This window comes from Pseudomonas sp. N-1-13, assembly GCF_057787095.1.
On sequence record NZ_JBYNRI010000001.1, the window covers coordinates 3,204,692 to 3,227,046 of the forward strand.

General features: G+C 59.7%; 22 protein-coding genes. 12 read left to right on the forward strand and 10 right to left on the reverse strand.

Going from position 1 to position 22,355, the window contains the following annotated elements; translation table 11 throughout:
* Positions 1-18: 18 nt before the first annotated feature.
* Both AC3I65_RS14440 and AC3I65_RS14445 read right to left on the reverse strand, forming a co-directional pair.
* Positions 19-2,391 carry a phosphoketolase family protein gene (locus AC3I65_RS14440; RefSeq protein ID WP_488523913.1) on the reverse strand — a complete coding sequence of 791 codons (2,373 nt, stop codon included), beginning with the start codon at positions 2,389-2,391 and terminating at the stop codon, positions 19-21.
* Between the two features lie 136 nt (positions 2,392-2,527).
* On the reverse strand, positions 2,528-3,421 hold the full coding sequence (locus AC3I65_RS14445) for a universal stress protein (RefSeq protein WP_419417107.1): 894 nt from the start codon (positions 3,419-3,421) through the stop codon (positions 2,528-2,530).
* Between the two features lie 306 nt (positions 3,422-3,727).
* Here AC3I65_RS14445 and AC3I65_RS14450 point away from each other — a divergent pair, with 306 nt between their 5' ends.
* Positions 3,728-4,291 (forward strand): GNAT family N-acetyltransferase, encoded by a 564-nt coding sequence (locus AC3I65_RS14450; protein ID WP_047225870.1) that lies wholly within the window; start codon positions 3,728-3,730, stop codon positions 4,289-4,291.
* 55 nt (positions 4,292-4,346) lie between these two features.
* On the opposite strand, the gene AC3I65_RS14455 is transcribed toward AC3I65_RS14450, so the two are convergent.
* Together AC3I65_RS14455 and AC3I65_RS14460 are read right to left on the reverse strand one after the other, a co-directional pair.
* A complete protein-coding gene (locus AC3I65_RS14455; RefSeq protein WP_047225675.1) occupies positions 4,347-5,258 on the reverse strand; it encodes a universal stress protein in 912 nt (303 codons plus the stop codon).
* Positions 5,259-5,364: 106 nt separating this feature from the next.
* On the reverse strand, positions 5,365-6,609 hold the full coding sequence (locus AC3I65_RS14460) for an MgtC/SapB family protein (RefSeq protein ID WP_076384332.1): 1,245 nt from the start codon (positions 6,607-6,609) through the stop codon (positions 5,365-5,367).
* 236 nt (positions 6,610-6,845) lie between these two features.
* Between AC3I65_RS14460 and AC3I65_RS14465 the strand changes: the two genes are divergently transcribed.
* From AC3I65_RS14465 to AC3I65_RS14485, 5 genes are all read left to right on the forward strand, one after another.
* Complete coding sequence (locus AC3I65_RS14465; protein ID WP_322833928.1) at positions 6,846-7,769, forward strand: universal stress protein; 924 nt, start codon at positions 6,846-6,848, stop codon at positions 7,767-7,769.
* Between the two features lie 45 nt (positions 7,770-7,814).
* Positions 7,815-10,592 carry a cation-transporting P-type ATPase gene (locus AC3I65_RS14470; RefSeq protein WP_488523914.1) on the forward strand — a complete coding sequence of 926 codons (2,778 nt, stop codon included), beginning with the start codon at positions 7,815-7,817 and terminating at the stop codon, positions 10,590-10,592.
* Positions 10,593-10,652: 60 nt separating this feature from the next.
* Entirely contained in the window at positions 10,653-11,087 is a 435-nt protein-coding gene (locus AC3I65_RS14475; RefSeq protein ID WP_076384326.1) for a universal stress protein, read from the forward strand.
* 68 nt (positions 11,088-11,155) lie between these two features.
* Positions 11,156-11,791, forward strand: a complete 636-nt coding sequence (locus AC3I65_RS14480) for a c-type cytochrome (protein ID WP_107322781.1) — start codon at positions 11,156-11,158, stop codon at positions 11,789-11,791.
* A gap of 10 nt (positions 11,792-11,801) precedes the next feature.
* Positions 11,802-12,719 carry a c-type cytochrome gene (locus AC3I65_RS14485; RefSeq protein WP_488523915.1) on the forward strand — a complete coding sequence of 306 codons (918 nt, stop codon included), beginning with the start codon at positions 11,802-11,804 and terminating at the stop codon, positions 12,717-12,719.
* Positions 12,720-12,780: 61 nt separating this feature from the next.
* On the opposite strand, the gene AC3I65_RS14490 is transcribed toward AC3I65_RS14485, so the two are convergent.
* The 6 genes from AC3I65_RS14490 to AC3I65_RS14515 form a co-directional block, all read right to left on the reverse strand.
* Positions 12,781-13,068, reverse strand: coding sequence for a cyd operon YbgE family protein (locus AC3I65_RS14490; protein WP_107322782.1), 288 nt, complete (start codon positions 13,066-13,068; stop codon positions 12,781-12,783).
* Positions 13,065-13,187, reverse strand: a complete 123-nt coding sequence (cydX, locus tag AC3I65_RS14495) for a cytochrome bd-I oxidase subunit CydX (RefSeq protein ID WP_047225667.1) — start codon at positions 13,185-13,187, stop codon at positions 13,065-13,067. Before cydX ends, AC3I65_RS14490 begins: the two co-directional genes overlap by 4 nt.
* A gap of 22 nt (positions 13,188-13,209) precedes the next feature.
* Positions 13,210-14,346, reverse strand: a complete 1,137-nt coding sequence (gene cydB / locus AC3I65_RS14500) for a cytochrome d ubiquinol oxidase subunit II (RefSeq protein ID WP_076384320.1) — start codon at positions 14,344-14,346, stop codon at positions 13,210-13,212.
* On the reverse strand, positions 14,339-15,910 hold the full coding sequence (locus AC3I65_RS14505; RefSeq protein ID WP_488523916.1) for a cytochrome ubiquinol oxidase subunit I: 1,572 nt from the start codon (positions 15,908-15,910) through the stop codon (positions 14,339-14,341). Before AC3I65_RS14505 ends, cydB begins: the two co-directional genes overlap by 8 nt.
* Positions 15,907-16,107, reverse strand: a complete 201-nt coding sequence (gene cydP / locus AC3I65_RS14510) for a cytochrome oxidase putative small subunit CydP (RefSeq protein ID WP_052915280.1) — start codon at positions 16,105-16,107, stop codon at positions 15,907-15,909. Before cydP ends, AC3I65_RS14505 begins: the two co-directional genes overlap by 4 nt.
* A gap of 144 nt (positions 16,108-16,251) precedes the next feature.
* Positions 16,252-17,577 (reverse strand): sigma-54 interaction domain-containing protein, encoded by a 1,326-nt coding sequence (locus AC3I65_RS14515; protein WP_139049885.1) that lies wholly within the window; start codon positions 17,575-17,577, stop codon positions 16,252-16,254.
* 226 nt (positions 17,578-17,803) lie between these two features.
* Here AC3I65_RS14515 and AC3I65_RS14520 point away from each other — a divergent pair, with 226 nt between their 5' ends.
* Genes AC3I65_RS14520 through AC3I65_RS14545 form a run of 6 tightly spaced genes read left to right on the forward strand, consistent with a single transcriptional unit; the run spans position 17,804 to position 22,329 of the window.
* Positions 17,804-18,682 carry an MBL fold metallo-hydrolase gene (locus tag AC3I65_RS14520; RefSeq protein WP_339488304.1) on the forward strand — a complete coding sequence of 293 codons (879 nt, stop codon included), beginning with the start codon at positions 17,804-17,806 and terminating at the stop codon, positions 18,680-18,682.
* Positions 18,683-18,724: 42 nt separating this feature from the next.
* Complete coding sequence (locus tag AC3I65_RS14525) at positions 18,725-20,395, forward strand: bifunctional protein tyrosine phosphatase family protein/NAD(P)/FAD-dependent oxidoreductase (RefSeq protein ID WP_488523917.1); 1,671 nt, start codon at positions 18,725-18,727, stop codon at positions 20,393-20,395.
* A gap of 28 nt (positions 20,396-20,423) precedes the next feature.
* A complete protein-coding gene (locus AC3I65_RS14530; protein ID WP_076384314.1) occupies positions 20,424-21,227 on the forward strand; it encodes a sulfite exporter TauE/SafE family protein in 804 nt (267 codons plus the stop codon).
* Between the two features lie 43 nt (positions 21,228-21,270).
* A complete protein-coding gene (locus AC3I65_RS14535) occupies positions 21,271-21,705 on the forward strand; it encodes a YeeE/YedE family protein (RefSeq protein WP_488523918.1) in 435 nt (144 codons plus the stop codon).
* A 2-nt stretch (positions 21,706-21,707) separates the two neighbouring features.
* Complete coding sequence (locus AC3I65_RS14540; RefSeq protein WP_160892186.1) at positions 21,708-22,127, forward strand: DUF6691 family protein; 420 nt, start codon at positions 21,708-21,710, stop codon at positions 22,125-22,127.
* A 13-nt stretch (positions 22,128-22,140) separates the two neighbouring features.
* A complete protein-coding gene (locus tag AC3I65_RS14545) occupies positions 22,141-22,329 on the forward strand; it encodes a YgaP family membrane protein (protein ID WP_047225658.1) in 189 nt (62 codons plus the stop codon).
* Positions 22,330-22,355: the final 26 nt, after the last annotated feature.

A 22,355-nucleotide genomic window follows, 5' to 3' on the forward strand; every position in this document is an offset into this window, starting at 1 on the left:
TCGTGACAAGGCGGACAGTCAACCCGGCGCCGGCGTCCAGCGCCAGTTCAAGACCTCGGGCATGTCCTGCCCATGTTCGATCAGGTAAAGCTGGTGCTTCTCCATGGTGGCCCAGTAGCGGTCCCGGGCGCCCTCCACCAACGGTTGCAAGCGCGGTACTCGCTGGATGACATCGAATGCCAGTTGGTAGCGATCCAAGTGATTGATGACCGCCATGTCGAACGGGGTGGTTGTGGCCCCCTCCTCCATGAAACCGCGCACATGGAAATTGTCATGGTTATGGCGCTTGTAGACCAGACGATGGATCAATGAAGGATAGCCGTGGAACGCGAAAATCACCGGTTTGTCCACGGTGAACAACTCATCGAACCCGGCATCCGGCAGACCATGGCAATGCTGTTGCGGCGGTTGCAGGGCCATCAAGTCCACCACGTTCACCACCCGCACGCGCAGATCCGGCACGTATTGGCGCAACAGTGTCACGGCGGCCAGGGTTTCCAGGGTTGGCACATCACCGGCGCAGGCCATCACCACATCCGGGTCGTCATCGTTCTGGCAGGCGAAGGCCCAGCGACCGATGCCAATGGAGCAGTGCCTGATGGCCGAATCGATATCCAGCCATTGCCACTCTGGTTGCTTGCCGGCCACGATCACGTTGATGTAATCGCGGCTCTTGAGACAGTGATCGGCCACCGACAACAGGCAATTGGCGTCCGGCGGCAAGTAGATACGCACCACATCGGCACTCTTGTTCGCCACATGGTCGATAAATCCAGGATCCTGATGGGAGAAGCCATTGTGGTCCTGGCGCCAGACGTGGGATGTGAGCAGGTAGTTGAGCGAAGCAATCGACGCGCGCCAAGGAATCTGCGCAGCGGTCTTGAGCCATTTGGCGTGCTGGTTGAACATCGAATCGACGATATGGATGAACGCCTCATAGCAGGAGAACAGGCCATGACGGCCCGTCAGTAAATAGCCCTCAAGCCAGCCTTCACACACCTGCTCGCTGAGAATTTCCATCACCCGGCCTTCGCAGGCCAGGTTGGTATCCCCCGCTTCAAGTGCCGCCATCCAGGTCTTGCCACTGACCTCGTACACCGCATCAAGGCGATTGGAGGCGGTTTCGTCGGGGCCGAACAGGCGAAAGTTGCCAGCCTTGAGGTTGTACTTCATCACGTCCCGGACAAAACCACCCAACACCCGGGTGGACTCCGCCTGCACACTGCCGGGCGCGGAGAACGGCACGGCGTAATCGGTAAACCGAGGCAGCTCAAGTGACTGGAGGAGCAAGCCGCCATTGGCGTGGGGATTGGCGCCCAGACGCCGATGCCCTGTGGGCGCCAGCGCCGCAATCTCCGGCAGCAACGCACCACTGGCGTCGAACAGTTCCTGTGGCCGGTAACTCTCGAGCCATTGTTGCAGTTGCGTCAGATGCATGGGCTGCTCGAAATGACTCAGTGGCACCTGATGGGCGCGCCAGGTGCCCTCGACCTGCTGACCGTCGACGAATCTCGGACCGGTCCAGCCCTTGGGCGTGCGCAGCACCAACATCGGCCACAGTGGCCGCTCCAGTTCATGTGCCGACGAGTCTGCACGGGCCGTACGCTGGATTTCGCGGATCTTGAGCAGCATGGCGTCCAGGACCATCGCCAGTTGCTGGTGAACGCTGCGGGGGTCGTCGCCTTCGACAAAATAAGGATCGTAGCCATACCCGTACATCAGGGCTGACAGCTCGTCTTCACTGATACGCGAAAGCAGCGTGGGGTTGGCGATCTTGAAGCCGTTGAGGTGAAGGATGGGCAGAACCGCACCGTCACACCGGGGGTTGAGGAACTTGTTGGAATGCCAGCTCGCCGCCAGCGTACCGGTTTCGGCTTCACCATCGCCGATAACGCAGGCCACGATCAGGTCAGGGTTGTCGAACGCCGCACCGTAGGCGTGGGCCAGGCAATACCCCAGCTCCCCGCCTTCATGAATGGACCCCGGGATCTGCGCCGAGACATGACTGGACAACCCGTAGGGCCAGGAAAACTGCCGGAACAGGCGCAGCATCCCGTTCTCGTTCTGTTCCACCGAGGGATAACACTGGGTGAAGCTGCCCTCCAGATAGCTCTGGGCGACGATGGCTGGGCCGCCGTGTCCGGGGCCGGTGACCAGGATCATGTTCAGGTCGTGGGTCTTGATCAGGTGATTGAGGTGAACGTAAATCAGGTTCAATCCCGGCGTGGTGCCCCAGTGACCCAACAGGCGCGGCTTGACGTGGCCCAGTAGCAGCGGTTTGCGCAACAATGGGTTGTCTTTGAGGTAAATCTGCCCCACAGCCAGATAATTGGAAGCACGCCAATAGGCGTCAATGCCTTCCAGTTGGTCGGGGCTAAGAAAATCACTCATCACATTCTCCCAAAGAGGCTGAATTACCCGCGAACTGCCCTGATCGCTTGAACCGATATCGAACGGTCTGCCACGACTGATTCTGGAGCGCTTGAACAAACCCGACTTGATTTACATCAGAGTCAACGCGCCCTGCTCATACCCTGACTGCCAACAAGCTGCCCGACACCGAATACAGGGCCCGTTCCGTCGTGCTACCGATCAGACGGTCCAGCCCAGCGCGTTGCTCGGTGCCCATCACCACCACATCAGCCTCGAACTCATCGAGGAACTCATGGATCACCGGCACCGGCAGGCCAATGACGAAATGACGGCGCTCGGGTGGAATGCTCCACCGCTCGGCCAAATTGATGAACGCCGCATGCAGCGACTCTCGCAAGGCCTCGGCAAAATCTTCATCCCAGGCCCCAGCCACCAACGAAGCCTCCCCGTTGAAGGCCGGAGACAGATCGCAGGCGTGCAGCAGATGCAGCGGGGCATTGCATTGCAGGGCCATTGCCCCGGCGGCCTCGATAATGCGCTCGTTCAAGGCGTTGGCCTGCGGATTGGCCGGGTCCACCGCCGCCACGACCCGACGTGGCAAGCTGTGGGTGGCGCGATTGACCAGATGCACCGGCACCGGGCAATCGCGCAGCAGATGACAGTCCAGGGGCGTCACGAAAACACGTCTGAGCAGCGGCTCGAGGGTCACATCCTTGATCAGCAAATCGGGCTGAAACTGCTCGACGTAGCGCAGGATGTCCAGTAATGGATGAGTGGTCCAGACCACATGGGTCGTCACATCCAGTCCTTGCTCCTTGAGCAGCGCCGCCTCCTCCACCATCCAGCGACGGTAGTGGTGCATATAGCGCTGAGCTGTCGCTTCATCGTTCTTTTCGCCCCACAAATGCGTGTGAGGCGGTGGTTGAACGAATGCGCACAGGTGCAAGGCCGCGCCACTGACCCTGGCCAGGGCACAGGCGCGACGCAGCGCGGCAGACGGATGCAGGTCGGCTTCAACGATCAATAGCAAACGTTGGTACTGTCCCATTACACACCTCCACTGGTCTGTTGGCCATCAGGTCCCCAGCGGTCCCTCTCTGGCATGTGCAACAGCCTGCGCTTGTCACCCCGGGGCGGCTTGATCTTTATCAACTGCATGCACATACCTGTGGGAGCAAAGCTTGCCCCCCACAGGTTTGGCTCCCACTGAAATTGCTCCCCGGCATTGATCATCGACGAGCGGATTCGCGAGCACTGATCCAGATCAGAATCGATCTGCCACGCCGGCGTAGAACAGTAGCGAATGCACGGCCTTTGCCGCGCCGAAGGTTCACACCCGATGGAGGAACGCATCATGCTCAACGTCAAAGACCACAATGAACGCGCCGCTGCCCTGTATGCCAGCATCAGCGGCAAGCACTGGATCCAGGCCCTCAGAGATGGCCGGCACGTTTTGATCAGGCCACTGAAGGAAGAAGATCGCCAGCGTGAGTATGACTTCATCAAGCGTCTGTCACCGGAGTCCCGGCACATGCGTTTCCTGGCGCAAATCAATGAGCCCGGCGCGGCCATGCTCGACCAGTTGATGGATGTCGACTGCAAGACGCGCATGGCTTACATCGCCCTGGTCCACGACAACGGCCAACTGATCGAAATCGGTGTCAGTCGCTATTGCGCTACCAGTGAACACGAATGCGAGTGCGCCGTGACCGTAGCCGATCAATGGCAGCATCTGGGGCTGGGGACGTTGTTGATGGAGCATTTGATAGAGGCGGCCCGCAAGAACGGCTATCGCCAGCTGTATTCCATCGACGCCGCCGATAACGCCCCTATGCGGGATCTGGCCCATAGCCTTGGGTTTGATACCCGCACCGACCCCGATGATGCCCGGCAGGTCATCCACCGGCTCTATCTTTAACCACAGTGCATTGCGCGGGACCCGGGGCCAGGCCTCGCGCAAGGTCACCCTGCCGTCACTCGCCCGGCTTGATTGCCCATATACTGCAAGGTGCCCGTTGCAGCACCTGCTCGGCAGTACTGCCCAAGTGCTTGTCCAGACCTCGATGCTGTGTCGTGCCCATGACAATGACGTCGCACTGATGATCGGTGGCGAATGTGCAGATGCTGCTCAGCGGCGCACCTTCGATGAAGTGACGCTGCTGCGGCGGCACGCCGTGACGCTCGGCCAGGGATTCAAACACTTCGTGCTGCGCCTGCCCCAATGCTTCATAGAGCCCAGTGGCGAGCGGGAGCGCACCCACGCCCATGTCGGCGGCGTACACCGCCGTCCAGTCGAAGGCGTGCAACAACTCAACCTGGGCGTTGCATTGATCGGCCAGTTTCACGGCGGCATCGACGATCCGGTCGTTGAACACCAGGTCCTGCTCCTCGCTGCGCAGCACATCGACGATCGCCAGGACCTGCCGGGGCCGCGGATGACGCGCGTCGGTGACCAGGTGCACCGGCACCGGACAGTCGCGCAGCAGGCGCCAGTCCATGGGTGTGAAGAAAATCCGCTTCATTGCCGGTTCAGGCTCGGCGTCCTTGATGATCAGCGCCAGTGGCATCTCTTTGACGTACTGCTGCAAGGCCTGATAAGCGTCTTTGCCCCAGACCACCTCGCTCGTCGCCTCCACTCCATGGCGGCGCGCCAGCTCAGCCTGTTGCCACAACCAGTGCCGGTGCGTTTCCAGATACCCGTCACGGGCCTTCTTGACTTGTTCTGGCGCAAAAAGACCGGCCACCGAGAGCACCTCCAGATAATCGATGGCGACGATGTGCAGGGGCAGATCCAGCGCCAGGGCCAGTTCGGTGGCGCGGTCGAACGCAGGCGAACGGGTCATGGCATCGGGTGCCAATAACAACAAACGTTGGGTCTGGGACATGGAACACCTCGGCACGTGGCGGCAGCCACTTAAAGGATTGAGGGTTCCAGAATGAACGTATGCCACGGGCAGGACTTGATCTTCATCAAACTGCCACCACACAGGCTCACAGATTCGGGAGCAGAACGCCGGCCCACATTCCCAGCGTCACCAGCACCTGGCCGGGGATGAAATACCCGGCGAAACGCCGTCCGCCACTGAGCCAGGCCACTACGCATTTACTCAGGGAATTGCTGCTCATCGCCATCAAGACCGGTATGGCGATGCCATCCAGGGGTAACAATCCGGCCTTCGCCAGGGAAGCAACAGAGGCAATTGAAGCATGAGCATCAACCAGCCCGCTGAAAACCGCCGTTACGGTTACCCCGGTCTGGCCGAACTCGGCAAGCATCGCCGACGACAGGAGCGTGATACCGGCCATCGCCAAGACTACCGTCAAGGCCAGTTTGAGGTTGAAGGCCCCGCCGCGCTTGATCGGTTCATCCGCCCGAGCCCTGGGTCGGGGAAACATCAGCATTCCGGCGTAGATCAATGTTGTCAGCAGGCCACAGAGTAGCGGGCCCCACATCCAAAGCAACAGGGCCGGTTCTACGGCACCGAGGATCAGCCCTATTTGTGCCACTGTCGCCAGATTGGACAACACGGCAGCGGCGCTCAGCACCTTGAGATTGGCCGGTTCTTTCGCGGCGATGTTACCCATGGTGGCGACGGTCAGCGTGGCCGAAGCGAACCCCGAGGCAACCGCGCTGAGGGCGTAGCCGTAGTGAGTGCCGAGGGTCCGGACCGCAACATGCCCCAGCGCACCCACAGCCATCAACATGACCGTCAACATACAGATGGTGCGCAGGTTGATCGCATCGTAAGGCCCGAGGAAGCGATCCGGCACCAGAGGCAACACCACCAGCGCGGCGATCAACAGCACCAGCCCGTCACGCATTTCCGCGGCGGTCAATTGGTTACGGGCAAAATGGTGCAGCGCCTGGCGGCTGGCGAGCAGACCGGCCATCACCACGCCGATCGCGATCGCCAGGGCCGGGGCGGTCATGCAGAGCGCTCCCAACGCCAGCGCCGCGAATAACGCCACTTCGCTGGTGATACCGGGGTCCTGGTCAAGGTTTCGCCAATACGCCGCCGTGACCAGTGCCCCCAGCGCAAGCGCCACGAACCCCAGCAGCAAGACTCCGCCAGCCTGGACCGTGACATAACCCAGCAACGAGGTAATGGCAAAGGTACGCAGGCCGGCGAAGTCGCGCCGGGCGCCCTCGCCTTTGCGTCGCTCGCGTTCTAGCCCAATCAACAAGCCGATTCCGAGCGCAGCGGCGGCATTGGCAAAGCCCAGGGTTTCGCTCATGGCCTCGGTTCTATACTGAGTGTTCCGGTTGTACCTGAGTCCAGGGTAGTCCCTGGGAGGATTTCATGATCAAACATAGCGCTATTGCCAGGCGCCGTGTGCATTGATGCCACGCTTCTGGCATGAGCTTGATGCAAATCAAGTGACCGATGCCCGATACGATCATGATCAAACCCTGGCTCCACGCGGCGCGAAGGCCGTCGGGTACCCATACGTCCATGCTCGGGAGGTTTGTCATGTCCACGCAATCACGTTTGATGTTGGTCGTCTCGCCGCTGATGGAACACAGTCCGGCCTTCGACCGGGCAGCGGCGCTGGCCAAGGCCGAAGGCGCCGCGCTGCATATCGTTGCCTTCGACTACCTCGAAGGCCTGGCCACCGCCAGCCTGGTCAATGAGCAGGCCCTGGAACAGATGCGCTTGGGTTACGTTGAACGCCATCGCCACTGGCTGGAAGACCAGGCCCGGCCACTGCGCAAGCTGGGCATTGAAGTCACGACCGAAGTGGCGTGGGTCGAGCGACCGCTGCAGGAGATTCTGGTCCACCTCAAGGAGCAGCCGATGGATGCCCTGATCAAGACGGTGGAGCATGAATCCTGGTTCTCGCGCCTGATGTTCACCCCGCTGGATGTGCACCTGCTGCGCGAAAGCGAAGTGCCGTTGCATTTCGTCAACAAAGTCACTCACGCCCGTCCGCGCAAGATTCTGGCGGCCATTGACCCCTTTCATCTCGACGGCCGCTACGAAGGCCTCAACGACCGGATCCTGAGCGAAGCCAACAAACTGGCCACCTCCTGCGACGCGACTCTGGAAGTCATTTACGCCTATGACCTGTCGTCCATCACTGCCTCTGAATACGGCTTCGGCAGCGGCTCGATGTTCTTTTCCTCCACCCTGGCCCGGCAGCTCTATGAATCCCAGGGCGAGGCGTTTGACGCGTTGGCCGAGCGCAACGGGATAGCGCCGGAACAACGGCGCATGGTCATGGGCGACCCGGCCAAGGTATTGGCCAGCTACGCGGCATCCCATGACATTGATGTCATTGTCATGGGGCGCGTGCGCTACAAAGGTTTGGACAAGTTGATCGGCAGCACCGTGGAAGGCCTGCTGTACAAGATGCCGTGCAGCTTGTGGGTGATTGCACCGCAGCAGTTCGATTGAAGGCATGAACGCCAATAGTGTAATGAGCACAGGGATAGCGGCCTGATGAACCGAGCGAGCAACGCACCGACCGAGCAGGATCCGATTCCCACAGATGCCGAGGCTTGGTACACGTTGCCTGCGCAGCAGGTGCTCGAACGGCTGGAGGTCAATGAGCACACCGGGCTGAACGATGCAGAAGTTCAAGCCCGGCTTGCGCGCACAGGCTTCAATCGCCTGCCGGAGTCGGCGCGGCGACCGGCGTGGCTGCGTTTTCTGTTGCAGTTTCACAATATCCTGATTTATGTGCTGCTGGGCTCCGCGGTGATCACTGCGCTGTTACAACACCTCTGGGATACGGTGGTCATTCTGGCGGTGGTGGTGGCCAACGCCATCATTGGCTACGTCCAGGAGGGCAAAGCGGAAAAAGCCATGGACGCGATCCGGCAGATGCTGGCGCCCCGCGCCGCCGTGATTCGTGCCGGTGAACGTTTGAGCATCGCGGGTGAAGCGCTGGTACCCGGCGATATCGTCTTGTTGGAGGCCGGCGATAAAGTCCCGGCAGATCTTCGCTTGCTGCACGCCAACAGGCTGCAGATCCAGGAAGCCATCCTGACCGGTGAATCCGCCGCCGTGGAAAAGCACACTGAACCTGTGCGCCTTGGAGCGCCCCTGGGTGATCGTGCCTGCATGGCCTTCAGTGGAACCCTGGTGACCTGCGGACAGGCCACCGGGGTTGTCGTTGCAACCGCGACCGCCGCCGAGATCGGGCGCATCAGCAATCTGTTGTCGGAAGTCGAGACACTGACCACGCCATTGGTCCAGCAAATGAACGTCTTCGCGCGCTGGCTGACGATCCTGATTCTGCTCGTCGCCGGGCTGTTACTGGTTTACGGTCATTTTGTCGGCCATTACGCATTCAACGAAATCTTCATGGTGGTGGTGGGCATGTCAGTCGCCGCCATCCCCGAAGGACTGCCCGCCGTTCTCACCATTACCCTGGCGGTCGGGGTTCGCGCGATGGCCCGTCGCAACGCCATCGTTCGCCGCTTGCCCGCCATCGAAACCCTGGGATCGGTTTCGGTCATCTGCACGGACAAGACCGGCACCCTCACCCGCAACGAAATGATGGTCGCATCAGTGGTCACCCGTGATCTGACGTTCACGGTCGACGGTGCCGGTTATCAGCCGTCGGGAAACATGAACCTGGCTGACCAGTTGATCGACACCTCCAATCACCCCACGTTAGCCGAACTGGGACGCGCCGCCGCGCTTTGCAATGACGCGGTGTTGAGACTGCACGACGCCACATGGAAGGTCGAGGGCGATCCCATGGAGGGCGCACTGCTGGCGTTTTCCGTGAAAGCCGGAATCGATGGCGAAGAAGAACGACGCACCTGGCCCCGCACCGATGCGATTCCGTTTGACGCCAAACACCGCTTCATGGCGACGTTGCACCACAACCATGAGCGACAGGCGTCAATCTATGTAAAAGGCGCGCCGGAACAGATCCTGGCCATGTGCGCGCAGCAGCGTGGCAGTACCGGCGCCACGGAGCCGCTCAATGCTGACTACTGGCACCAACAGGCAAACACCATTGCCAGCAAAGGTCAGCGCGTGCTGGCGTTTGCCAGCCGCCCCGTGCCGTCCGAGCACACCGTTCTGGAGTTTGGCGACGTGCAGGGTTCGCTGACCCTGCTTGGCATGACAGGCATGATTGACCCGCCTCGCCCCGAGACGATCCAGGCGGTCCAGCAATGCCAGGCTGCCGGTATCGCAGTCAAGATGATCACCGGCGATCACTCCGGCACCGCCGCCGCGATCGGCGCGCAAATCGGCCTGCAAAATCCCGACAAGGTGCTGACGGGCGTCGACCTGGACGCGATGAACGACGGCACGCTCAAAGAAGCGCTCAAGGACGTGAATATCTTCGCCCGCACCAGCCCTGAACATAAGCTACGGCTGGTGATGTTGCTGCAATCGAACGGCATGACCGTGGCCATGACCGGCGACGGGGTCAACGACGCGCCCGCGCTCAAACGCGCCGACGCCGGCATCGCCATGGGTGACAAAGGCAGTGAGGCGGCAAAAGAGGCGGCGGACCTGGTACTGGCCGATGACAACTTCGCCTCCATCGTGGCCGCCGTACGTGAAGGCCGGACGGTCTACGACAACATCAAGAAAGTGCTGAGCTGGACGTTGCCCACCAACGCGGGCGAAACCATGACCATCATTGTCGCGCTGCTGTTTGGCCTCACCCTGCCGGTGACACCGATTCAGATCTTGTGGATCAACCTGATTACCGCGATCACGCTGGGTATCGCCCTGGCGTTCGAGCCGACCGAAGAAAACACCATGCGCAGGCCGCCGCGCTCAAGGCACGAGCCGTTGATAAGCGGCGCGTTGATCTGGCACATGGTGCTGGTTTCGATCCTGTTTCTTTGCGGTGTCTACGGCATTTTTACCTACGCACTCGACCGAGGCTACCCGGTGGAGTTGGCCCGCACCATCGCCGTTAACACGCTGGTGGTGATGGAAATATTCCATCTATTCTTCATTCGCAATCTTTATGGCACTTCACTGACCTGGAAGGCTGTCAGAGGCACAAAGGTCGTGTGGCTGACCGTTGCAGTGGTAACCTTCGCTCAGTTCGCCATCACCTACGCGCCTCCCCTGCAAAGGGTGTTTGCCACTCAAGCGATCCCCTTTATGGATGGGCTATTGATTATCGCAGTGGGCATCGCGCTCTTTGCGATCATCGAAACTGAAAAACAGATTCGGCTACGGTTAACCGACCCCAAGGGCGCTACGCTCATAGTGGGACAGACCCCGAAGTCACCCTGACGCTGCGGCTGGCATGGTGTTCGACCAGCCGCTGGATGTTACTGAAAGAGGATTCGGAAAATGCACAAAGTATTGGTCGCTGTCGATGGTTCAGAGCACTCCGAACGTGTGGTGCATTACCTCATTGGACTGATCCAGGACGGCGGATTGCTGGGAGGCAGCGTGGAGGTGCACCTGGTCAATGTGCAGTCATTTTTACCCACTCGCATCGCGCAAACCATGAGCAAGGATGAACTTGACCGTTACTACGACGGCAAAAGTGCCGAAGATGCGAATAAGGCAATCACTCTTCTGAAACAGCAAGGCATCGCCTTTACTTTCCATACACTGCACGGCGACGCGGCCAGCAGAATCGTGGCGTGCGCCAAATCCTTGGGGTGCGACAGCATCATCCTGGGTTCGCACGGCAGTGGTTTTCTCGAAGGCATCTTCCTGGGCTCTGTCGCGGCCAAAGTGATCCAGCTGTCCAGTATCCCGATTACCTTGGTCAAATAACCGAGGGTGAGTTGCAGTTGATGGCGCACCAGGGGGCCTGTCCCCCATAACGTCTGCGAGGCAGAACGATGGGTATGTCGCGATGGGGATCAGTCCTTGCTTTATCCGGTGCGCTGGCAACATCCGCTTATGCAGCTGACGCGCAAAAGACCTTCACCCAGGGCGGGACCAACCCCGCCGCCATTGCCTGTTCAACCTGTCATGGTGCGGACGGTACAGGGATGCCCGCGGCTGGCTTCCCAAGGCTTGCAGGGTTACCTGCTGAGTACTTCGCAAAACAAATCGCGGATTTTCGCTCAGGCTCCAGGGCCAACCCAATCATGCTTCCTATCGCCCAGGCATTGAGCGAGGACGAGGTACAAGCCCTCGCCAGCATGCTCGCCAACATGCCAGGCCCACCCGTCAAACCCATCAATCGTGCGCAGGCGGCCAAGGGCCTGGGGCAGACCCTGGCATTGAGAGGCGCATGGGATCGAAACATACCCGAGTGCGTCTCCTGTCATGGCCCCGGCGGAATCGGGGTCGGTGCCTCTTTTCCACCGCTGGCGGGCCAATCGGCTCAGTACCTGGTCTCGCAACTGAATGCCTGGCGGCAGAAGACCCGAAAAAATGATCCAGACGATCTCATGGGCCACATCGCGAGGTCCCTCACTGAAGCCGAGGTCGAGGCTGTTTCCCGGTATTTCGCTGAGCTCAGTCAATAGAGGTCTGGCCATGAAATCATTCATCGCGGCACTCATCAGTTTCAACATGGTATCGATGGCTGGCGCTGCTGATGTGGCAGGTGCATCGCCCCCTTTGCCCGGCCCAGACACCCCACAACAGCGGACGGCGACATTTATTCCGCCAGCAGAGGACACGCTGCCTGATAACGCCTTTGGCCGTTTGGTGCGGCAAGGGCATGCGATCTTTGTCGATACCAAAGCCAACGCCCCCGAGTTCGTGGGAAACGGGATGAACTGCACCAATTGTCATTTGGACCAAGGCAGAAAAGCCGACTCGGCGCCCCTTTGGGCGGCTTACACGATGTACCCGGCTTATCGAAAAAAGAACGACAAGGTCAATACCTACGCCGAGCGCCTACAAGGCTGCTTTGAGTTCAGCATGAACGGAAAACCGCCTCCGGCCGACGGGCAGGTCATCGCCGCCCTGACTGCCTTTTCCTACTGGCTGGCAACAGGAGCACCGCTAGGCCAGGAACTGCCCGGGCGAGCTTATCCTGAGGTGCCACAACCGGCGGGAGGCTTCGATCTGGCCAAGGGCAAGGTCATCTACGCCCAGCAATGCGCGGTGTGTCATGGCAACGAGGGCGAAGGCCAAAAGACCGGGAGCGATTACGTATTCCCACCGTTATGGGGCAAAGACTCATTCAATTGGGGCGCGGGGATGCATCGCATCAATACCGCAGCCGGGTTCATAAAGTCGAATATGCCATTAGGTAAAGGCGCCACCCTGTCCGCCGATGAGGCCTGGCACGTTGCTGCCTACATGAACAGCCACGAACGGCCGAAAGACCCCAGGATGATAGCCGGTTCAATCGAGCAGACCCGGTTGAAATTCCATGCCAATGATGGGATCAATCTTTATGGCAAAGAAGTGAACGGCGTGATACTTGGCCAGGGAACTGAATGAACGGCGCAGCCAATACTACTGTCGCCGTTCTCGTGCAGCGTTATTGAACGTAAGCCCGCCTTCACCGCACGAACATCAGCCATCCGGCCAGCACCAATGCCGCAGTGCAGGTCCAACCTGAAAACAGCCAGCGCCAGAGCCACCGGCGCGGGATAAAACCCACGCCCCTGACGAAAGCCACACTCATCGCCGCAAACAAAGCACCCGCCAGTGCGTGATCAGCTTTTCCCTCCGAGGTTGCCATCATCGGCGGGTACAGTGTGCAGGCAAGCATGATGGTGATGGCGATCATCAGACTCGCCAGATGAATGCGTGAAGACGGCTGGGTATCTGAGCGTTGCTGAATCATCGCTGCTGCTCGTCATTGTCACTCAAGGCCCGGTTCGCTTCGTTCTCCCCCCACATTGCATTCAATATCGCCAGCAACAGCGCAAAGCCGACTCCCAACATCCAGGCGAAATACCACATATTCTTTGCTCCTTTGCCGGCACTAGTAGGCCGAATGCTCGTTGGCTTTGATCTGGGCAACGGTGACTTTTCCGCTCATGACGCGATACGCCCAAGAGGTATAAATCACGATCAGAGGCATGAAGATCAACGTGGCCCAGAACATGATCGCCAAGCTCAGGTGGCTGGAGACGCTGTCCCACACCGTCAGGCTTGCCGCAGGCATGGTTGAGGAAGGCATGATGAACGGAAACATTGAGACGCCCGCCGTGCTGATCACGCCAATCACCGCAAGCGATGAGGCGACAAACGCCGACAGCGTGCGGCGCACCATCAACAAGAACGCGGCAGCTACAGCCCCGCCCAATCCAAGGACGGGCAGCAGCCAAAGCAATGGATAGCGTTCGTAGTTGGCCATCCAGGCGCCAGGTTCACGTACCACAGTCTTGCTGAGGATGTCCGGCAGCGCCGCGGTATCAACGAGCGAGGTGATGCGGTAGCCGTCAATCCATTGCAGCCAGATGCCGGCCACGATGAATGAGCACACCAGCACAATCGCCGCCGCCACTGCACCTTTTACTGCCCGGGACTGGATAATCCCCTCAGTGCGATGGGCCAGATAAGTGCCGCCCTGCAGGGTGATCATTGCACTGCTCACAACACCGGACAGCAGCGCGAAAGGATTGAGCAGTTGCCAGAAACTGCCGGTGTAGGTAGACACCAGATAGTCATTGAAGTGAAACGGCACGCCCAGCAGCAAGTTGCCAAACGCAATCCCGAACACCAGCGGAGGCACCGCCCCTCCGATAAAGAGCCCCCAATCCCAGGTGCTGCGCCAAGTGGCGTTGTGGATCTTGCTACGGTAGTCAAACCCCACCGGGCGGAAGAACAACGCCCAGAGCACCAGAATCATCGCCCAGTAGAAACCACTGAAGGCAGTGGCGTAGACCACAGGCCAGGCCGCGAACAAGGCGCCGCCAGCGGTGATGAACCAGACCTGATTACCATCCCAATGCGGCCCGACGGTATTGATGACAACGCGCCGCTCCAGGTCATTGCGGCCAACGAATGGCAGCAGCGTGCCGACGCCCATGTCATGACCATCCATGATCGCAAAACCGATCAGCAGGACGCCGACCAACGCCCACCAGATTATTTTCAGGGTGAAGTAATCAAGCATGGTGAAGCTCCTTCAGATGAGCGTCGTGAACATAACGGCCTGTACCGAGGCTGCCAGACCCTTGGCGGGCGAACTTGACCATCAGGAACATTTCCACCACCAGCAACACGGTGTAGAAAACGATGAACCCGGCCAGCGAGCCATACAGGTTGTTGACGCTGAGCGTGGACACGCTCATGTGGGTCGGTAATACGCCGTAGATCGTCCAGGGCTGACGGCCGTATTCGGCGACAAACCAGCCCAGTTCACAGGCGATCCAGGGCGCCGGCAGCATGTAGAGTGCCCAACGCAACAACCCTCGGTGGCGGGTGCGGTTCGACTTCAGCGTGCTCCAGAATGCCAGTGCAAAGAGCATCAGCATCGCAAAACCCAGGCCGACCATGATCCGGAACGCCCAAAACATAGGCGTCACGCGCGGAACCGTATCGTTCACCGCGGTTTCGATCATGGCCGGTGTGGCTTGGTTGACGTCCTCGACATAGCGCTTGAGCAGCAACCCGAAGCCCAGATCAGCTTTGTATTCTTCGAACGTCTTGAACGCCGCCGGATCGCTGCGATTGGCTCTCAGTGCTTCCAGCGCATTGACTGCGCTAATACCGCGGATGATTCGGGCGCGGTTCTTTTCCTTGATCTCATGAATGCCGGGAATCTGCTGGCTGACCGAGCGGGTCCCGATCAGGCCCATCAACCATGGCACCTCGACCTCCCAATTATTTCGGGATTGAGCTTCATCGATGCTCGCGATCAGCGTCAGGCCAGCCGGCGCGGGCTTTGTTTCCCACATGGCCTCCATGGCCGCCAGCTTGGTCTGCTGCGCCTCCCCCACCGTGTAACCGGACTCATCGCCCAGTACGATGACGCTCAGCACAGAGGCCAGGCCGAACGCTGCGGCGACCCGAAAGCTACGTTTGGCAAACTCGACATCACGATTTTTGAGTAAATACCAACTGGAGATCGACAGCACAAACATCGAACCGGTGACATACCCGGCCGAAACCGTATGGACAAACTTGGCCTGGGCCACCGGATTGAACACCACCGTCCAGAAATCGACCATTTCCATGCGCATGGTGATGTAGCTGAACTCTGAGCCCACCGGGTTCTGCATCCAGCCATTGGCGATCAGGATCCACAGCGCCGACAGGTTTGTGCCGATTGCCATCAACAGCGTGACCAGCAAGTGATGCTGTCTCTTGAGACGGTCCCAACCAAAAAAGAACAGCCCGATCATGGTCGATTCGAGGAAGAACGCCATCAAGCCTTCGATTGCCAGCGGTGCACCGAAGATGTCACCGACATAGTGCGAGTAGTAGGCCCAGTTGGTGCCGAACTGAAATTCCAGGGTGATCCCGGTGGTCACCCCCAGCGCGAAGTTGATGCCAAATAGCTTGCCCCAGAAGCGCGTCATGTCTTTCCAGATGACCTTACCGGTCATCACATAGACGCTTTCCATGATGACCAGCAGCCACACCATGCCAACGGTGAGCGGTACGAAAAGGAAGTGATAAAGCGCCGTGGCTGCGAACTGCAGCCGCGACAAATCCACCAGTTGTTCTGAGATCACTTGCTTGCCCCTTGAGCCGAGGTGGGTACACCGAAACGGTTGCCGACCGCGTTGGAGTCGACGCTGACGTGGAAATCCTGGATGAATAGCCACCACAGCACTGCCAGCACGAGCAGCTTGATAAGCACTGCTGTGAGCAGATGACGGCGCAGTCGTTTGTCGGAAATAGTCATGTCGGTGCAGTTAGCACGCGCCATGCCAAGGCTCAGGGTCAGATTTTTATCGTTAAATAACAGCAGATTAGGAACGTAACCTGGGAGAAGGGGGATTTTGCGCCAACCTCAGAGGCTGCCAATCTGCCATGACGGCAGTGATTGGCAGTCAGGTGTCATCGCGGCTGATCAGGCCAAACCCTGCTCTTTCAAGCGCCGGTACAAAGTCCGTTCGCTGATACCCAAGTGCCGGGCCAGCTCACTGCGGGTCCCTTTGAACGCAGACAGGATCTGGGCCAACGAGTGGCCATCAGCACCAGCCGGGTTAGCCAGTCGTTGGGCTGTCGCATCGGGGACCTGGGGTAAATGCACGGAATGAATGACCCCGTCATCGGCAAACAGGCTGGCTCTTTCCAGCACATTACGAAGCTCGCGGATATTGCCCGGCCAGGAGTATCGCTGCAGTTGCATCAAGGCATCGGCGTCGATGGTCAGCCGGCGCTTGCCCGTACCGGAACGTTGCAATAACGAATTGACCAGCAGCGCGATGTCCTCCATGCGATTGCGCAGAGGCGGTAAATGAATGGGAAATACGCTGATGCGGTAGTACAGGTCTTGCCTGAACTCACCCTGGGCCATCATCTGTTCCAAGGGCTTATGGGTGGCGGCAACCAATCGGAAATCGGCATGCAAGGTTTCCACGCCGCCAACACGGCGATAGGTTCCCGATTCAATCAGCCTGAGCAGTTTCACCTGCATGGCCAGGGGAACGTCGCCGATTTCATCAAGAAACAGCGTACCGCCCTGGGCTGTTTCGACCAGGCCCTGCTTGCGCAGGGTGGCCCCGGTGAACGCGCCTTTCTCGTGGCCGAACAGTTCGCTCTCAAACAGCGTTTCAGTCAACCCGGAACAGTCCACTACCACAAAGGGCCCGTTGGCCCGCTCGCTGGTTTCATGGACCGCACGGGCAAACAGTTCCTTGCCCGTACCGGACTCTCCCAACAGCAGCACCGGCAACATGGACGGCGCGACCCGCTGCAGTTCCGACAGTGCACGGTTGAACGCCGGAGAGCTGCCCACCAGGCCCTCGTTGCTGGGCCGTGCTGAGGCGCTGCGTACCAGGGTAAGGCGCTCCACATACGCGGTTATGTCGCCATGGTCATTGAGGATCGGCCGCAGTTCCACGTCGACATGTTCAGGCCCGCGGGGGGTGTGGTGAATGTGCAGGACCCGGTCCGGGCCGCGCATTTCCCTGGCCTTCTTCATCGGGCAGTTCTCCCCCGCCTGATCGCAAGGCACATCGTAATGGTGGGAAATCCGATAGCACTTATGACCAATAAACGGTTGATCGGCACTGCCGAACTGGCGCCGATAGGCGGTGTTCGCCGCCAGAATGTTGTAGTCCGGGTCCAGCACGATCATCGGCTGCGGCTCGTGCTCGAGAAACGAAACCAGAGACTGCACCTGGTCCGGCGGGGGGATCGAATTGTTCGGGGTTGGCAGGATAGTGCTCATCGGGGTTCCTGTGGATTCATCCGGACGCAAGCGACACTGCCACTATGCCAACAAACACTGCCAATGGCAGTTGTTTATTCGTGTGCGTGAAAATGCCGCATCCAACCTACAAAAATAAACACAACAAATTCAGATAGATAGTTTTGATTTTTCGCTCACTCGGTCCATGGCAGACTTATTGCTATGTCAGGTTAAACCAGTCGGCAACAAGACCAGGAGACCGATCATGACCGCTACACTGCACGTCGAAGGATTTTTCGATCCCGATACTCATACTGTCAGTTATATCGTGCTTGATCAGGCGACCCGCCACTGCGCACTCGTGGACAGCGTACTGGATTACGATCCCAAGTCCGGCCATACCACGACGACGTCTGCCGACACGTTGATCGCCAGGGTGGCCGAGCTGGACGCCAAGGTTCAATGGATTCTTGAAACCCATGTCCACGCCGACCACCTCACGGCAGCGCCTTACCTCAAAGAAAAGCTGGGAGGCAAGATCGGCATCGGCAGTCGCATCACCACCGTGCAGCAAGCCTTTGGCACGCTGTTCAATACCGGTGATGACATGGCCCAGGATGGAAGTCAGTTCGATCATCTGTTCGTCAATGAATACACGTTCTCCATTGGTTCGCTGCAATGCCGCGCACTGCATACGCCGGGCCATACACCCGCCTGCATGACGTACGTCGTCAGCGACGCCAGGCAAACGGTGGCATTCGTCGGCGACACCCTGTTCATGCCCGACTACGGTACGGCGCGCTGTGATTTTCCTGGTGGCGATGCCCGCACCTTGTTCCGGTCCATCAACAAGGTACTGAGCCTGCCGGCCGATACGGTGCTGTACATGTGCCACGACTACCAGCCCGACGGCCGCGAGGTACTGTTCGCCAGTACCGTTGCCGAGCAGCGCGCCGACAATATCCATGTGCGCAACGGCATCAGTGAAGAAGAGTTCGTGGCCATGCGCACCAAGCGTGACAGCACGTTGGAAATGCCGACGCTGATCCTGCCATCGGTTCAGGTGAACATGCGCGCCGGACACTTTCCTGAGCCGGAATCGAACGGCACACGCTATCTGAAGATCCCGCTCAACGTGCTCTGACGTCCCCTCCCCCTATAAGAAAATCCCATCACGGAGACCACCATGGACATCCGCCACCTTGCGCCAGGCTTAGCGGTATCGGAGCAGATTTTCCCCGATCAATTGACGGAACTGAAAAACACCGGCTTTCGCGCCATCGTGTGTAATCGCCCGGATGGCGAAGGCAGCGATCAACCCTTGTTTGCCGAAATCAAGCGCGCGGCTGAAGCGATGGGCATTGAAGCTCACTATCTGCCTGCGGAATCGGGCAAGGTCACCGACGAACAAGGCGTTGCCTTCGGCCGGCTATTTGAATCGCTGCCAAAACCGGTGTTGGCGTATTGCCGCTCCGGCATGCGTTCGACAACGATGTGGGCGCTGTCACAAGCGAACCTACTTCCTCTGCCGCAGATCGTCGAAACAGCCAAAGATGCCGGGTTTGACATGAAAGGCGTTATCCGCCGGATTGCAAACAAGGGGCAGACCCCGATCGAAGTGGCCGAGGCCGAACATGCGGTGGTCATTATCGGGGGCGGCGCAGCGGGCATTGCGGCGGCATCCAGCTTATTGGCCAGGGAACCGGGGCTCGACATCGCCATCATTGACCCGGCAGATGTGCATTATTACCAGCCCGGCTGGACGCTGGTCGGTTGCGGTGTCTTCGATGCCCCCCGGACCGCCCATACGATGGGCTCGACCATTCCTCGCGGCGTGCACTGGATCAAAGCCGCCGTGGCCGCTTTTGAACCCGAGAAAGATGCGCTCATTCTCGATGGGTGCAGAGTCGTCAAGTATCAACAACTGATCGTATGCCCTGGCCTGAAACTCAACTGGAATGCCATTGAAGGTCTGCCGCAGACATTGGGTCGCAACGGCGTTACATCCAACTACCTGTATCACCTCGCCCCCTATACCTGGGAGTGCGTGCAGCAACTGCGCGGTGGCCGGGCCATCTTCACGCAACCGCCGATGCCGATCAAATGTGCCGGGGCGCCGCAAAAAGCCATGTATCTCTCTGCCGACCACTGGCGGCGTGAAGGGGTACTCGGCAACATCAAGATCGATTTCTGCAGTGCCGCAGCTGTGCTGTTCGGCGTGCCCGATTACGTGCCGGCCCTGATGGAGTACATCCGCGCCTATGGCATCGACCTGAACTTCGGCAGCACGCTGACGAGCGTTGACGGTCCCGCGCGAACCGCCACCTTCAGTTGCGCCCAGCCTGATGGCACACGCCAGCTTGTCACGCGTGACTTCGACCTGCTGCATGTGGTGCCCCCACAGGTTGCACCAGACTTTATCCGCGTCAGCCCCCTCGCCGATGCCGCTGGCTGGATTGATGTCGACCCCGACACGCTGCGCCATAAAACCTGGGCGAATATTCACGCACTGGGCGACGCCACCAACTCCAGCAATGCCAAGACCGCCGCGGCCGCGCGCAAGCAGGCGCCCGTGGTCGCCCATAACGTGCTGGCAGCCATGGGCAAAGCCAAGGGCAACGCTCATTACGACGGTTACGGCTCCTGTCCGCTGACAGTCGAACGGGGCAAGATCGTCCTGGCGGAGTTCACCTATGGCGGCACCGTCGCCCCCAGCTTCCCGTCCTGGCTGATTGACGGTACCCGGCCATCGCGGCTGGCCTGGCTACTCAAGGAGCGGATTCTCCCTCCGTTGTATTGGAAGGGCATGCTCAAGGGACATGAGTGGCTGGCTAAACCGGAGTTGGCGGATCTATGAAACCAGACCTCAAGGCAAGGAGAGAGGGATGATCATCATCTTGCTGCTCGGCCTGACCGTGGGTGTGATTCTGGCGCTGACCGGCGCTGGCGGAGGAATCCTGGCGGTTCCCCTGCTGGTCTTCGGCGCGGGCCTGAGCATGGCCGAAGCCGGGCCCATTGGCTTGATGGCGGTGGGTTTGGCCGCGTCCCTGGGTGCGGTGATGGGCCTTAGAAACGGCACCGTACGCTATAAGGCTGCGCTGCTGACCGCAGGCGCGGGCATCATCTGCTCTCCACTGGGGATCTGGCTGGCTCAGCGCACGCCCAACCGTCCTTTGGCGCTACTGTTTGCCCTTCTATTGATGTACGTGGCCTTCCGGGCCTTTCAAAAGTCACTGCCCTCGCGCGCCGATTGCAAAGCCACGTCGAAGCGCAAACCCCCGCCTTGTGTACTGGACGAAAACCGCGGCAAGCTCCATTGGACCGCACCCTGTGCCTGGGCGCTGACGGTCTCCGGCATGGTCGCCGGCGCGCTGTCCGGCCTGCTGGGTGTGGGCGGCGGTTTTGTCATGGTCCCGGCACTCCAGCGCTACACCAATCTGACCACCCAATCGGTGCTCGCCACGTCTCTGACGGTCATTGCCCTGGTTTCAATTTCCGGCGTGGTGGCGAGCTCGGCGGCGGGTCATTTGCAATGGGCGATTGCCGTACCTTTTACCCTTGGCGCATTGTTGGGAATGACCGGCGGCCGCTTGCTCGCCGCCCGACTGCCGGAGCCCTATCTGCAAAAAGGCTTCGCCATTCTGGCTGCGCTGGTGGCCCTGGCATTGGTTGTAAAAGCCTTGGGTTAATCGCCTCATGGAGTCTCAACGTGGTTTGTATCGGAGAAATCTCATGAACATTGACTGGCTCAACTTCACGCCCTGGTCAGCCCTTGCCGGCGGTGCGTTGATTGGTTTGGCTGCCAGCCTTTTCGTTGTCGCCAATGGGCGTATCGCCGGCATCAGCGGTTTACTCGGCAGCCTGCTGCAGCGTGGTAGCGAGGGGGTTAGCGAGAAAGCGCTGTTTCTGTTGGGGCTGCTCGTTGCCCCGCTGGTATGGGGCCTGTTCACCGCGTTGCCGCAGATCGAGTTTCAGAGCGGCTGGCTCGGCCTCAGCGTCGCCGGCCTGCTGGTGGGCATCGGCACCCGCTACGGATCGGGCTGTACCAGCGGCCACGGCGTATGTGGCCTGTCGCGCCTTTCACTGCGTTCGATGATCGCCACGGCATGTTTCATGTTCAGCGGTTTCGCCACGGTCTTTGTCCTGCGTCATGTGCTGGAGGGTTGAACATGCTCAAACTGACTGCATTCATGGCCGGTCTGGTGTTCGGCTTCGGTCTGCTCCTGGCGGGCATGGCCAATCCGAGCAAAGTCTTGGCGTTCCTGGATGTGACCGGCACTTGGGACCCCTCCCTGGCCCTGGTCATGCTCGCAGCGATTGGTGTCGCGATCGGCCCACTGACCTGGGCCCGCCGCCAGCCCCGTTCGATGCTGGGAAACCCGATGCAATTGCCGGTCAAGCGTGAGCTGGACCCACGCTTGATCGGCGGCAGCCTGCTGTTTGGCATCGGTTGGGGGATAGCCGGTATCTGTCCGGGGCCCGCCGTGGCGATCCTGCTCACCGGGCACTGGCAAATCATCGTATTCATGGCGGCCATGCTGGCTGGCATGTTGTTGTTCACCGCGCTGGAGAACCGGCGCACTCACTGATCGGGAGATCGTCATGAAAGCCAATATCGGAACCATCGACCGTAGCTTGCGTATTGCCGCGGGACTTGTCCTCATTGCCCTCAGCCTGAGCGGCGTGATCGGCTTGTGGGGCTGGATCGGCCTGGTGCCACTGGCGACGGGGATCTTCCGTTTCTGCCCGGTCTATACATTACTGGGCATCAGGACCTGCAAACGCTGCTGAGGCGGGTGCTGCCGCGCCTGCAAATG